This is a genomic window from Bifidobacterium sp. W8104 (assembly GCF_016100735.1).
GTDB classification, from domain to species: domain Bacteria; phylum Actinomycetota; class Actinomycetes; order Actinomycetales; family Bifidobacteriaceae; genus Bombiscardovia; species Bombiscardovia choladohabitans.
Genome location: NZ_JACFRW010000001.1, coordinates 1756660 through 1769785, shown reverse-complemented (window position 1 = coordinate 1769785; position 13126 = coordinate 1756660). Strand labels below are relative to the sequence as shown.

8 protein-coding genes are annotated in these 13126 nt (G+C 58.7%); 3 read left to right on the top strand and 5 right to left on the bottom strand.

Annotated elements, in window-relative coordinates; all coding sequences use genetic code 11:
* Positions 1 to 17: 17 nt before the first annotated feature.
* From H3U89_RS06960 to H3U89_RS06940, 5 genes are all read right to left on the bottom strand, one after another.
* Complete coding sequence (locus H3U89_RS06960) at positions 18 to 2669, bottom strand: ABC transporter permease (RefSeq protein WP_198179903.1); 2652 nt, start codon at positions 2667 to 2669, stop codon at positions 18 to 20.
* A 34-nt stretch (positions 2670 to 2703) separates the two neighbouring features.
* The gene (locus H3U89_RS06955) at positions 2704 to 3549 is read right to left on the bottom strand and encodes an ABC transporter ATP-binding protein (protein ID WP_198180565.1); all 846 of its coding nucleotides are present in this window, start codon (positions 3547 to 3549) and stop codon (positions 2704 to 2706) included.
* Positions 3550 to 3992: 443 nt separating this feature from the next.
* Positions 3993 to 6686, bottom strand: a complete 2694-nt coding sequence (locus H3U89_RS06950; protein WP_198179905.1) for an ABC transporter permease — start codon at positions 6684 to 6686, stop codon at positions 3993 to 3995.
* Positions 6687 to 6697: 11 nt separating this feature from the next.
* The gene (locus H3U89_RS06945) at positions 6698 to 7588 is read right to left on the bottom strand and encodes an ABC transporter ATP-binding protein (RefSeq protein WP_232345580.1); all 891 of its coding nucleotides are present in this window, start codon (positions 7586 to 7588) and stop codon (positions 6698 to 6700) included.
* A gap of 195 nt (positions 7589 to 7783) precedes the next feature.
* Positions 7784 to 9103 (bottom strand): O-acetylhomoserine aminocarboxypropyltransferase/cysteine synthase family protein, encoded by a 1320-nt coding sequence (locus H3U89_RS06940; RefSeq protein WP_198179907.1) that lies wholly within the window; start codon positions 9101 to 9103, stop codon positions 7784 to 7786.
* Positions 9104 to 9369: 266 nt separating this feature from the next.
* On the opposite strand from H3U89_RS06940, the gene H3U89_RS06935 reads away from it, so the two are divergent.
* The 3 genes from H3U89_RS06935 (at position 9370) to H3U89_RS06925 (ending at position 13106) form a co-directional block, all read left to right on the top strand.
* Positions 9370 to 10266, top strand: a complete 897-nt coding sequence (locus H3U89_RS06935) for a pyridoxamine kinase (RefSeq protein WP_198179909.1) — start codon at positions 9370 to 9372, stop codon at positions 10264 to 10266.
* A gap of 606 nt (positions 10267 to 10872) precedes the next feature.
* On the top strand, positions 10873 to 11520 hold the full coding sequence (locus H3U89_RS06930; RefSeq protein WP_232345578.1) for a YraN family protein: 648 nt from the start codon (positions 10873 to 10875) through the stop codon (positions 11518 to 11520).
* On the top strand, positions 11520 to 13106 hold the full coding sequence (locus tag H3U89_RS06925) for a YifB family Mg chelatase-like AAA ATPase (protein WP_198179911.1): 1587 nt from the start codon (positions 11520 to 11522) through the stop codon (positions 13104 to 13106). The genes H3U89_RS06930 and H3U89_RS06925 overlap by 1 nt, the downstream gene beginning before the upstream one ends.
* Positions 13107 to 13126 lie beyond the last annotated feature (20 nt).

Here is a 13126-nt window from a genome sequence, read left to right as displayed (position 1 = left end):
CTGGACGTCATGCAGCATCAATCGTCACTAAGAGCCTCAATGGGTGAAACCTTGACTGCCTCCCTGGCTGGCAGCACACTGGCTGCCACCGCAGCCAGCAAGGCCACTGGCAGTATCAGCGCAAAAGTCGACCATGGCACGGTGAAAGTCACGGACCCTAAGGGCACAAAGACCTGGTAGGCTCCTATCCATCCGAAGAGCGTTCCTAGAACGATTCCAGCCAGACTGGCTCCCAGGGCTATCATGCAGGCCTCGACTCCCAAGGATCGACGAACCTGGACGCTGCTCATGCCGATTGCCCTGAGCGTGGCAGTCTCACGACGGCGTTCCAGCACCGACATCATCAAAGTGTTGGAAACCCCTATCAGGGCGATAATCACAGCAACGCCCAGCAATGCAACCATGATTGCCAACAAGGAATCGATTCTTTCGCTCCATGTCCTCATTTGCGTCAGCCCTCCGCTCATAGCCATGTCGTCATGCTCTCCTACAGCCTGACGTATGTCATCCAAGAGCAGTGCGGTATCGCGATCTCCCTGCGTCCTAATCCAGATTTCATGCGTCTTGGTGTCAATCCCAGCGACATTCCGGGAGTCCGTGATCGCATAGACGCCACTGTTATCCAGCCCGCCGAATCCGGCAAAGACCCCAGTCAATGTTCTTCTTGCATCTGCTTCCTTTTCACGTTCATCGTCCGCCTGAGGATCAGCTATCGACAACTTCAGCTGACTTCCATCCCGGTAACCGGAATGCTTGGAAATCGTTCTGGTCGACACCAGCAGCGCATCCGACCTTTGCATACCTGGACCCAGATCGGCATGAAGCACTCGCCTGATTCGTGAAGCATCCAAGGCATAGACAGTCATGGAAGCTTGTGAGGGGCCTCCTGACTCGACCTTGGCGTTAAATCGCTGCACCAGCTCTGCATCTGCAACACCTTCGACACGCTCAATGGCCCGCACATTTCTCTTGTTCAGCCCCTGACCAGATATTTCAATATCCACGGAATAACGCTGATCAATATCCTTGAACAAAGTACGTTTAGCGGTTACCGCACCTGTAGCCAGAGTGGAGACCAGAGTTACACCAATCAGCAGAGCAACACCTGTGGCAGCGACTCGTGAGGGATTTCGAGCAATATTCGCCACTCCAACCCTGCAAGATGGTCCAATCTTGGACACAGGTTTACCCAAACAACGCAGAAGACCCGGAATCCATCGCCGAGCCCCTATCAGCGCACTCAGAAAGATCAGCAAAACACCCAATACTGCGAGACCCAGCAATCGTTCCTGCTGATTACTGGTCTGGACTGTATCGCCAGAGTTTGTCCGGACCAACTCCCCGACGCGCCAAGATGACCAGGTCACCAACGCCAGACCAATGACAGCCAGCAGGATACTGATTCGTAAACCGGTCCGATTCCTGCTGCCCTGCTCCTGATAATCCGCTGGCTGCAGGGCTTCAAGCGGTCTGACTCTGATAGCCCTATGACTAGAACCAAAGGCAGCCACCAGGGTTGCCAATACACCGAGCACAAACGGAACCAGGAGGGAGGCGGGTGTAAGCAGGAGTTCAAACTTCATGGTGCCCGAATGCAGACCAAGGCAACCGGCAAGGCCCATCAAGACCATGGCCAGCAGGATGCCGATCAGGGACGATATGACACCGAGAAGCAGGGCCTGCTGCAGCACGCCTACCCTGATTTGCCGTCGATCAGCACCAATGATCCTCAGCAGGGCCAGATACCTGCGCTGTCTGGCCACCATGATCTGAAAGGTGTTGGCAATCACCAAGGCAGCCACCACCATGGCCAGCAAACCAAAAGTCATGAGGAAAAGAGTTGTGATGTCCACACCATCGCCGGTCTGCTCTCTGAGCAGCCTGTCCTCCATGGTACGACGATCCTCCAGCTGGTATCCCTTGGGAACGTATCGCCTGATATTTTGCAGAGTGTTCTGAAGCTCCTTGCCTTGGCCATCAACCTGCAGATAGACATTATTCACAGGAGGAGACTCCGGTCCAACTATTCCCGCCATACTCAGCAGACGCTCAATCCGAGAATCCCTCAGCACCACAGCTCCACCGAAGGCATCGTACTGTCGACCACGGCTCTTGCTGATGCCTGAGATGGTCAAGTCCACGGTTCCTTGGTCAACAAGGCGTTCTTTGCTTGCAGAATCCTGAGCACTATCGCTATCACTACCTGGCAGCATCGAGGTGGACAGATGGAGGCGCACCTTATCACCCAGGCCCGCCTGGAGCCTGTCGGAGACGGGCTGCGGCAGCACAACCTGATCATCTGAATCCGGCCATTGCCCCCGAACCAGATCGATAGGCATAAGCTCCTGCCTGGCACCTACTATGGCCAGGATCTCCTTGCTGGACTGACCGTTTGCTTCTGCATCCACCAAGAGGCTGACATCAGGGCGCAGACCACGAACCCCCTGCAAGTTCGACAGTCCTTTGCTGTCAAACTCGTCGAACAGGATTGGCTTGTCCTGATCCTCTCTGGAGGCCACAACATAGTTGGCTCGACCAGCATCCACGCTCATCTCGCGACGCATGGAGGCATTCGCCACGTTGCCAAAAAGGAGCGTCAGGCACATAAAGAGGGTGCCGATAACAATGGCCAGACCAGCCGGCATCATCATACGTGCATCGCGCTTCATCATCGTACGGGTTATCCGCCACACAGTGCACCCCCTAGTCCTGTACCTGGGAATCGCCAGCAGTGCCAGCCGAGGCTTGTTCAGCCAGAAGGTCATTCATGGCCTTCACTGTCGGATTCTGTCGGTCCGCGACTATCCGTCCGTCGGCAAAGACCAGCGCACGATCGGCGTAGGATGCGGCATAGGCATCATGAGTGACCATGATGACGGTCTGCCCCAGCTCGCGGACCGAATCCCGAAGGAAGCCGAGCACCTCGGTCGATGAGGCCGTGTCCAGGTTTCCCGTAGGCTCGTCCGCAAAGACAATCGAAGGCTTGGTGATGAGGGCCCTGGCGATTGCCACACGCTGCTGCTGGCCACCAGAAAGCTCACTGGGCCGATGGTCCAGCCTCTCCGACAATCCCAGAGTCTCTACCAGCTGCTCCATCCATGAGGTGTCGGGCCGAACATCGTCGAGTACCAGCGGCATGAGGATGTTCTGTTTGGCAGTGAACATAGGCAATAGGTTGAAGCTCTGGAAGATGAATCCCAGATGCCGTCTCCTGATAAGGGTCAGCTGACGGTCGTCCAGTCGTGTCAGGTCGACTCGGCCGGCCTGGTCAATCGACGGATGGTGACGATCTCCGCTCTTCGGATGCAGAAGATCAGCGGCCATATAGACATGGCCTGAGGTGACAGTATCCAGACCAGCCAGAACGTGCATGAGCGTTGACTTGCCCGAACCTGAAGGACCCATGATGGCCGTGAACCGGCCACGCTCGAAATTCACGTCGATTCCACGCAGGGCATGGACGGCGTTCGATCCTTGCCCATAATCCTTGGTCAGCTGCCTGGCGCTGACGGCCGGCTGTCCCACGACGCCTGGACCTGCTCTGTTGATCAACCCTTGTGAAGACGAAGTATCCGCTTTGTTCTGCATGGTGCTCCTTATCCGCGAGGAAACCTTTCTCCCGTCAGCTTCCGACCCTATGCGGCTATTAGCTGCCGCGATATGCTCCCTGGGAGCGATGAAGATAATCATCCTTACGGATGAGTGCGCTGAAGAAGTCCTCCTGTTAGGCTGACACCATCCAACTCAACGCGGGGCTGCGGGAATGGACATTTGCGGAGATGAAGCAAATCATGTCAAGCATCTTGCTCAACACAAAAGACACGAGTCACAAGACATGCAACCATAGGACCAAGGGATTGAAACAGTTGCCTGGATTCCCGTGATTGACTACAGGAACACCCAAGCAGCGTCAAGGAAAACATCACCTGGCAGAATGAGTCATTCATTCCCGGCGCCGACCAAGGCATGCCAGAATGAAGGTTGGCTTGCCGTCATTCCTCTGCAAGAGCCACGACCGGCGGAGTCCGGTTGACGCGTCTTGCAGGCAGAACGCTTGCCAAGATCGCGGCTACGAGCGCCACCAGCAGAATCACCAGACCAGTGGACCAGGGAATGGGGAAAGCCACCGTACCCAGCGAGGAGAAGATCTCATAGGCTGCAGCCCAGCCGAAAAGCAGGCCCAGGACCATGCCAGACAAGGACGACACCAGAGCTATCAACGCTGACTCCACAGCCAGGGACCGCCTGATCTGCTTCCGGGTCATCCCGATGGCCCGCAGGGTGGCGGACTCCCGTCTGCGTTCCAGTACCGAGAGGGAAAGCGTGTTGGCCACGCCAATCAGGGCGATGGCCACTGCAACCGCCAAGAGAGCCAGGATGATCGTGAGCAGGCTGTCGATGGTCCGATCCCACTGCTGCTTTTCAGCCAGACCACCCTTGACGGAAACAGCCGAATAACCGGAAAGCGCGTCTTTCACCTTGTCAATGAATGCCGGGACTGTTGGTGAACCATCGACCTTGGCCCAGATCTGCACGGTCTGAGGCTGAACGCCATTTAGCGAGGATGAGTCAGTCAGACCATAGAAATTACTGGCATCAATCCCCTGGAAGGGCGCATAGACACTGGTCACGAAGAGTCTTTGAGCCACCGATGCGGATCCCCCATGAGCGTCGCCTTGAATCGGGTTGAGAATATTGAGCCCCAGATTCCCTCCGTCATGAAAATCCTTCTGTTTGTCCATGCGGCTTTCTGGAAGCAGAAGGGCATCCTGTCCAGAAAGATCCTTGCCGACCTTGGCGTTCAGGAGACAATCGATCTTCTGCGAGTCAAGGGCGAAAATAGTCATTCCCGCACCGTTCTCGCCGCCTGATTTGACCATGGCAGCATACTGGGGCACCAGCTCGGCCTGAGCGACCCCGTCGATTCGCCGAATGGCATTCAGAGCCTTGTCATCCAGGCCATCGGCGCTGATCTGCAGATCGACGGAGTAGTGCTCGTCCAGCATGTCGGCCATGGTCTGCTTGGCACTGGCGGCGCCCGTGGCCAGGGTGGCGACCAGTGTCACGCCAATCAGGAGGGCGGTACCCGTAGCCGCCACACGGGAATGATTCCGTGCGATGTTAGCCACGGCGATTGTGGACGAGGGCCCGATCCGAGAAACCAGGGACCCGACTCCCCTGAGCATGAAAGGAATCCAACGATTAGCACTGAACAAAATGCCCAGGAATGCAAGAACAATGCCGATGACGGCCATGGCAGCAACAATGTTCGGCCCGTCTCCGGATGTCTTGCTGGCCTTGTCTGCCGTGACACTGAGCCTGACCTGCCAGAGGGACCAGACCGTCATGGTGATGCCCAGCAGAATCATGACCACGCTGACAAACAGACGCATCCTGCTCGTCCGCTTGTTCTCCAGAAGATCGGCAGGCCTCAGCGCCTCCAAAGGACTGACCCTGGTGGCGGCCCACGAGGAGCCCAGGGAGGCCAGGACCGTGACAATGATGCCGAAAACAAGAGGCACCAGGAAGACTGCCGGAGTCAGCTTCAATTGGAAGTAGAGGGAACTCGTATGAGCCTTGGCTGCACCCAGAACAGCCATGATGCCGATGGCGACGCCAACCCCGATCAGGGATGCCACAGCGCCCAGGATGATTGAACGCATCAGAACACTGGCCCTGACCTGGCTCTTATTGGCGCCTATCGTCCTCAGGAGGGCCAAATAGCGACGTTGCCGAGCGACCATGACCTGGAAGGTGTTGGCGATGACGGTGGCAGCCACGAACATGGCCAGTGTGCCAAAGACCAGAAGGAAGGTGGTCACGGGGTTTTGGGAACCGCCGAGCGCGGTCTTGACCAGCCGGTCCTCCATAGTGTGACGGTCCTCAAGGGAATAGCCCGAAGGCATGAGCTTGCGCAGAGAGGCCAGAGCCCCATCGAGGTCGCTGCCCTGCCCGGCAACATTCAAGTATGCATTTTGTGCATACAGATTACCCATGTTGCCAAGGCCTGCTGTAGCCATAAAAGCATCTATGGTCTTGGGGGTCAGCACGATTGCGCCGCCCGACTCGCCAAACTCGCCGCCCTCGTTGCCCTGGTTCGAACTGACGCCCGACAAGGTCAGGGGCTTCGATATGAACCTGCCCGCCACCTGGTCGGCACTGGCCTGCCCTTTCGACCCAGGGCCCTCGGATATGTACAGCATGTTAGGCGACAGGTTCAGATTCACCTTGTCACCCAGGGAGAGCTTGAGCCTGGACACAGTCGGCCCGGGTAGGACCACTTGGTCATCGGCGCTGGGCCAGGATCCCTCGTCAAGACCGACCGGCATCAGCGATGAATCCGCCATAGGAATGGCTATCACGCTCTCGCTCTTGATCTTGCCGGCGCGGACATCCGCCATGAGCTGGGTGTCTGATCTGACTGCATGAACGCCTGGGACTTTTGCCAGCTCCTCGGTTTTGAAATCCTTCACCCTCTTCTGATCGGGATGGCTGCCCTCCGCGGGGATGATGGCGTAGTTGGCCTGTGCAGCATCGGATGAGACCATCCTCCGCATGGAGACGTCCATGGTGTTGGCGAAGAGGAAGGTCATGGCAATAAACAGTGTTCCGACGACAATGGCGATGCCGGCGGGAACCATCATGCCCAGGTCATGCCGCATCATTTTTCTGGCGACGAACCACATGAGCATTCCCCTCAGCGATGGGCCGCTGAGCCAGCTGTAGCTGCGGATGCCATGACTTCCTCGGAGAGCAGGGAGTTCATGGAATCCACAGTGGGTCTGTCCTGGTCTGCCACGATCCGCCCATCCGCAAATACCAAAGCCCGGTCGGCAAATGAGGCCGCAAAGACATCATGAGTGACCATGATGATGGTCTGCCCGAGCTCGCGGACCGAATCCCGCAGGAAGCTGAGCACTTCGGTCGATGAGGCCGTGTCCAGGTTTCCCGTAGGCTCGTCCGCAAAGACGATTGAAGGCTTGGTGATGAGGGCCCTGGCGATGGCCACACGCTGCTGCTGACCACCCGATAGCTCACTGGGCCGGTGGCTCAGCCTCTCCTCCAGGCCCAGGGTCTTGGCCAGAACCTCCAGCCAGGCTGTGTCTGGCTTGACCCCATCCAGAATCAAGGGCATAAGGATATTCTGCTTGGCCGTAAACATGGGCAGGAGGTTGAAGCTCTGGAAAATAAAGCCCAGACTCTGGCGCCTCAAGAGGGTCAGCTGATTGTCGTTGAGCTTGGTCAGGTCGACCACTCCCCTCCGCCCTCCACGACGGCTGGTCCGCTTGCCCTTCACCCCGGCGGCATCGGTCCCGTTCAGGTAGACATGTCCGGAGGTAACAGTGTCCAAGCCGGCCAAGGTATGCATGAGGGTGGATTTGCCCGATCCGGAGGGACCCATGATGACCGTGAACCTGCCCCGTTCGAATTCGACATCCACACCCCGCAGGGCATGTACCAGGTTCTCCCCACTCCCATAGTCCTTGGTCAATCCCTTGGCCCTGATGGCCACTTGGGTGATCTGCCTCGGTTTCCCCACACCGGACGACGAACCGGAAGACGACCTCGTCTTTGCTCCATGTTTCATGCCTCCATCTTACCCACCGCAACATTTCCGCCTGACTGGTCAGGTGCTGTCTGCGACTGGAAAGGGGTGAAGAGAGGGCACATACAAAGGCGCCCATCGAAACGCAATGAGGTTTCGACAGGCACCTTGTATTTCTTCGCCTTCTCGGTCATATATCACGCATATACGGGACCAAGAAGGAAGTGTGATTGCCGGCTACTTGGCCAGACCGGACTCCTTCAATGCCTGGAAGGCACCCTTGAGATCATCCAGAATATCCTCGATGTTCTCCGTGCCGATGGAGAGCCTGATGGTACCGGGATGGATGGCCTGATCCTCCAGCTCATCCGGCGTCTCCTGGGAGTGGGTGGTCGATGCCGGATGGATGGCCAGGGACTTCACGTCAGCCACGTTGGCCAGAAGGGAGAAGAGGTGCAGATTGTTGATGAAGACCCTGGCCGCGTCCTTGCCGCCCTTCAGATCGAAAGTGAAGATGGAGCCGGCGCCGTTGGGGAAGTAGCGCTTGTAGAGTTCGTGGTCGGGGCGGCCCTCGATGGCCGGATGGCTGACCGACTCCACCTCCGGCACGGTCTGCAGGTAGTCCACCACCTTCAGGGCGTTCTCGACATGACGCTCAACCCTCAGCGAGAGCGTCTCGGTCCCCTGCAGGAGGAGGAAGGCTGCAAAGGGCGAGATGACGGCGCCGGTGTCACGCAGGAGGATGGCGCGGATACGGGTGACGAAGGCCGCAGCCCCCAGATCCTGGTAGAAGCGCAGACCGTGGTAGCTGGGATCGGGTTCTGTCAAGGTGGGGAACTTGCCGGGCACTGCCGCCCAGTCGAACTTGCCGCCTTCCACGACGACCCCGCCCAGGGTGGTGCCATGGCCGCCGATGAACTTGGTCGCCGATTCCACGACGATGTCAGCACCGTGCTCCAGCGGACGGAACAGGTAAGGAGTGGCAAAAGTGTTGTCGACGATTACCGGCAGGTTGTGGTCATGGGCGATCTTTGAAATGGCCTCGAAGTCGGGCAGGTCGGCGTTGGGGTTGCCGAAGGTCTCGAAGAAGACCAGCTTGGTGTTCTCCTGGATGGCCGACTCGAAGTTGGCCGGGTCCGAAGGATCCACGAAGGTGGTCTCGACACCATCACGGGGCAGGGTGTGCTTGAGCAGGTTGAAGGTGCCGCCGTAGATGTTCTTGGAGGACACAATATGGTCCCCGGTCTGGGTGATGTTCCGGAAGGCATACTCCACGGCTGCGGCTCCCGAGGCCACGGCCAAACCGGCGGTGCCGTTCTCCAGGGCGGCGATCCTGTCCTCGAAGACCCCCTGGGTGGAGTTGGTCAGACGGCCGTAGATGTTGCCCGGATCCTTCAAGGCGAATCGGGCCTCGGCGTGATCGAAGTCGTGGAAGACGTAGCTGGTGGTGGCGTAGATGGGCACGGCCCGGGAATCAGTGGCGGGGTCGGCCTGCTCCTGGCCTACATGGAGCTGAAGCGTCTCGAAATGGTACTTGTGCGGGTTCTGGTCGGTCATGTCGATTCCTATCTGTTGGTGACGTACGTCATCGGTCAAGTTCTTGATGTGACCATAAGCGGCCCAAGCCCACCTGTTCAAGCCGGAAAGGACTTTTCGGTATCGTCCTTTTTTATAACAGCTTCCAAAAGGTTGAAAGCGGGCCTTTTCCGTCTCGACATTGCACACGCGGAGGTACCCGTTTAACCCCTTCGCTGTAGAGTCGGGTAAGCAACGGAGAAGGCTCCGCTGCGAACAGCCTCAGCAGGCATGAAGGAGTTCAAAAGATGGCCGGACAGACGGACGATCAGAACAGGCTCTACCAGCGCGACAGCAAGTACATCCCCCGAGTCGCCGCTGTGCATGACATGTGCGGGTATGGCAAGTGCTCGCTGACGGCCGCCATCCCCATCCTTTCGGCAGCAGGATGCGACGTTTGCCCGGTGCCCACGGCCCTGTTCAGCGCACACACCATGTTCAAGGACTACACCTTCCACGACACCACCGAGATGCTGCCGGGATACCTGGATGCCTGGCAGAAGGAGGGCGTCGAGCTGGACGGGATCTACAGCGGGTTCCTGGGCAGCGCCGAGCAGGTCGACATCATCCAGCGCATGTATCGGGAATACCCCAAGGCCCTGCGGCTGGTCGACCCGGTCATGGGCGACGGCGGATCCATGTACCCCACCTACACCGAGGAGATGTGCCGGGCCGTGACCAATCTGGTCGATGGAGCCGACCTGCTCATGCCCAACCTGACCGAGGTCAGTCTGCTGACCGGCATCGACTACGAAGGCCAGGACCTTGACGATGCCCAGGTTGGCGAGCGTCTGGGCCGTCTGCTGGACATGGGCGCGAAAAACGTCATCATCAAGGGCATTGACCGGAAGGACGGCAAGCTGCGCAACTTCGTGGCCTCAGCGGATCATGGCGGTGTCAGCGAGCGCACTGAGCTGGTCCACGACAAGCTGCCCTTCATGATTCACGGAACCGGCGATGCCTTCGCCTCCAGCCTCTGTGGGGCGCTCTTTGCGGGACGAGGCCTGGCCGATGCCGCCCGGATCGCCGGCGAGTTCGTCCGCTCGGCCATGCAACACACACGCAATCAGCCCGATTATCAGCAGCGCGGGGTCAGCTTCGAGCTGGATCTGGGGCAAATGACCGCTCTGATGCAGGAGCGGTGAGCCCAAGCCCGGTGAAAGCGGCATAGGCGTCCAGGCATGTGTCAAGAGTGGGAGGCCAAGGTGGATGAATGGAATCCAGACCGCATAAATCACTGCATTTTGCCAGCCAAAGACCCGGTCGACAGGGTGACAAATCAGTCATAAAGATAAGTTGCTGACCACAGCAGATCGGAAGGCATTGCCAACGAATTCGCCGGCGGTGCCTTCCGGTCTCTGTTATCTCTTTGTTTCTGGTTCATTTAGCTGCCTACTGTCATGCCCTCCCTTGCTTCCTTGGTTTCTGTTCCCCTAGTTCGGCTTTACCTGGTCCTTTTTGCCCGGTTTCTACTTTACTTGGCACTGCTTTCTTCCGTCTCAGTTCTTCTTGCCTCTGCGGCCGCTGCCTGATACAGAAATGAATAGAATCGATACAGCGTCAGCATCGTCAATCCACTCGTTCATCCACTTTCGTGCGTGCAAAGGTTCATTCGACCACATGCCTGGTTCGACTAGTCGCCGACCTCCTTCCAGTGGTCTCCTAGAAACATGGACACACAAGCACTGACTAGACCAACCAATCTCCGCGCATTCATCAATGACAAAGACGACAGAACCGATGCTGACGCTATGATCGCAGACCCATCGGTCACACAGCCCATAAGCGCTCTGCCCGATTCCATAAGGTCCGTCGACAATCCAGAAACCATGCGCCCTGGGAGGACAAGGTTAGGCACAAGCAACGATGAATCCTTCGACATAGAGCTGGCGGATCTTGAACGACAGATCGGAGCCAGTGGCATAAACAGCCGAGAGCTGGGACACTTGGGCGAAGACTATGCCTGCCAGTGGCTGCGGCAACGAAATTGGAGAATCCTGGCCCGGAATTGGAGAAGCCGGTTCGGCGAGCTGGACATCATCGCCCTGGATCCTGAGGCGATACTGGTCTTCGTAGAGGTCAAAACCAGACGCACCGGTCGGTTCGGATCCCCAGAGCAGGCCGTCGGCCCGCGCAAACAGACCCATCTTCGTCGCGCAGCAGTCCAATGGCTGATCAGTCACGACCGGGATCCCAGCGCACGGCATCGCGGCACCCGTTTCGATGTCATCAGCCTGTCAGTCAAGTCCGACCCTGGTAGGAGCATGCATTCCGAGAGCCCTTATCCCCTGGCTTCCTGCCAGACATCCACCGAGGCTGCCAGGGAAACCAACTGTCCGGGCAGGGGCGGATGGAATCCGGGATCAGTCTTCCTCAGACACACCGAGGAGGCCTTCTGATGCGTCTCGGATCCGCTGAATCCGTGGGACTGATAGGCCTCAAGGCCTTTCTCATCCACGTGCAGTCTTTCATCTCCCCAGGGCTGCCCTACTTCTCCATCATCGGTCTGCCGGATGCCTCCTTGTCGGAGTCACGGGAACGGGTCAAATCCGCCTGCTCGGCCTGCGGATTCCGGTGGCCGCAAACCAGGGTCACCGTCAACATGTCCCCTGCTTCAAAACCCAAACATGGCTCCTCGCATGATCTGGCCATAGCGACCAGCGTTCTGGAAGCTGGAGGAGCACTGCCGACGGAAGGCCTGGAGCATACGGTCATCCTGGGCGAACTCAACCTGGACGGCACGATTCTACCCATCAACGGTCTGCTGCCCATTCTGACCCAGGCCAGAGCTCAGGGAATCACTCGGGCTTTCGTCCCGGCAGACAACCTTGCCGAGGCCCGTCTGGTTCCCGATATCGAGGTCGTGGGACTGCGCCACCTGGGCCAGCTCATCCAAGCCTTGGGCGGGCGAAGCAGAGTCGCCATCCTCGAAGCAGACACTCGCCAGACTTCTGACAAGCCGGCCACCATAGTGCGTGCACATCCCAGAACCGGCCAGCATGAAGACAACTCCCCCGCCAATGTCGATCCAACTCCGCCCAAGCCGGACATGGCTGACGTGATCGGCCAGGAGGAGACCAAGTGGGCGATGATGGTGGCTGCAGCCGGCGGCCATCACATGCTCATGGTCGGTCCCCCGGGAGCCGGCAAGAGTATGCTTGCGGAACGGCTTCCCAGCATCATGCCCGCCCTGGACGCTGTCCAACAGCTGGAGGTGGCTTCCATCCGATCCCTGTGTGGCACGCTGAGCCAGTATGGGATCACCGATGTGCCGCCTTTCGAGGCTCCTCATCATACGATCTCCATGGCGGCCATGGTCGGGGGCGGCGCAGGACTGGCCACGCCTGGCGCCATCACCCGTGCCCATCGCGGAGTCCTCTTCATGGATGAGGCTCCGGAGTTCTCTCCAAGGGTGATCCAATCCCTGCGCGAGCCCCTGGAAATCGGGCGAATCTTCCTGTCCCGCGCCAAGGGCAGCACCACCTTCCCGGCTCGTTTCCAACTGGTCATGGCCGCCAACCCCTGCCCCTGCGGATACGGATACGGCACAGGCGAGCGCTGCACCTGCACGCCCCGCGAGCGACTCCGCTACTGGAACAGGCTGTCAGGACCCATCATGGACCGCATCGACATCCAGACCACAGTCCCCCCGGTGACCGACCCGGGATTCGACGACCACCGTCCACGCCAGCACAGCGCCCAGATCCGCAAGCGTGTGACCCGCGCCCGTCAGACAGCAAAAGAACGCTTCCGCAAGCAGGGCTGGACCTGCAATGCCCAGATCAGCGGCGAATGGCTGCGCCAGAACACATCAGCCAAGGCACGTTCGGTCGTGGATCAGGCCCTGCACAAGCAACGTATCAGTCTGCGCGGAGCCGACCGAACCATGCGCCTGGCATGGACTCTGGCGGACCTGGATGGACGGACCAGCCCCGATGCCGACGATGTGACCACCGGCATCCTGCTCAGAACGAGGGCTGTCTGAGATGTCCCGACCCTTGATGA

Excerpts from the sequence above, each read along its gene's own strand:
- H3U89_RS06960 (WP_198179903.1), bottom strand. The coding sequence starts at position 2,669 with ATGAAGCGCGATGCACGTATGATGATGCCGGCTGGTCTGGCCATTGTT.
- H3U89_RS06940 (WP_198179907.1), bottom strand. The coding sequence starts at position 9,103 with ATGACCGACCAGAACCCGCACAAGTACCATTTCGAGACGCTTCAGCTC.
- H3U89_RS06925 (WP_198179911.1), top strand. The coding sequence starts at position 11,520 with ATGCGTCTCGGATCCGCTGAATCCGTGGGACTGATAGGCCTCAAGGCC.
- H3U89_RS06950 (WP_198179905.1), bottom strand. The coding sequence starts at position 6,686 with ATGTGGTTCGTCGCCAGAAAAATGATGCGGCATGACCTGGGCATGATG.
- H3U89_RS06930 (WP_232345578.1), top strand. The coding sequence starts at position 10,873 with ATGATCGCAGACCCATCGGTCACACAGCCCATAAGCGCTCTGCCCGAT.
- H3U89_RS06935 (WP_198179909.1), top strand. The coding sequence starts at position 9,370 with ATGGCCGGACAGACGGACGATCAGAACAGGCTCTACCAGCGCGACAGC.
- H3U89_RS06945 (WP_232345580.1), bottom strand. The coding sequence starts at position 7,588 with ATGAAACATGGAGCAAAGACGAGGTCGTCTTCCGGTTCGTCGTCCGGT.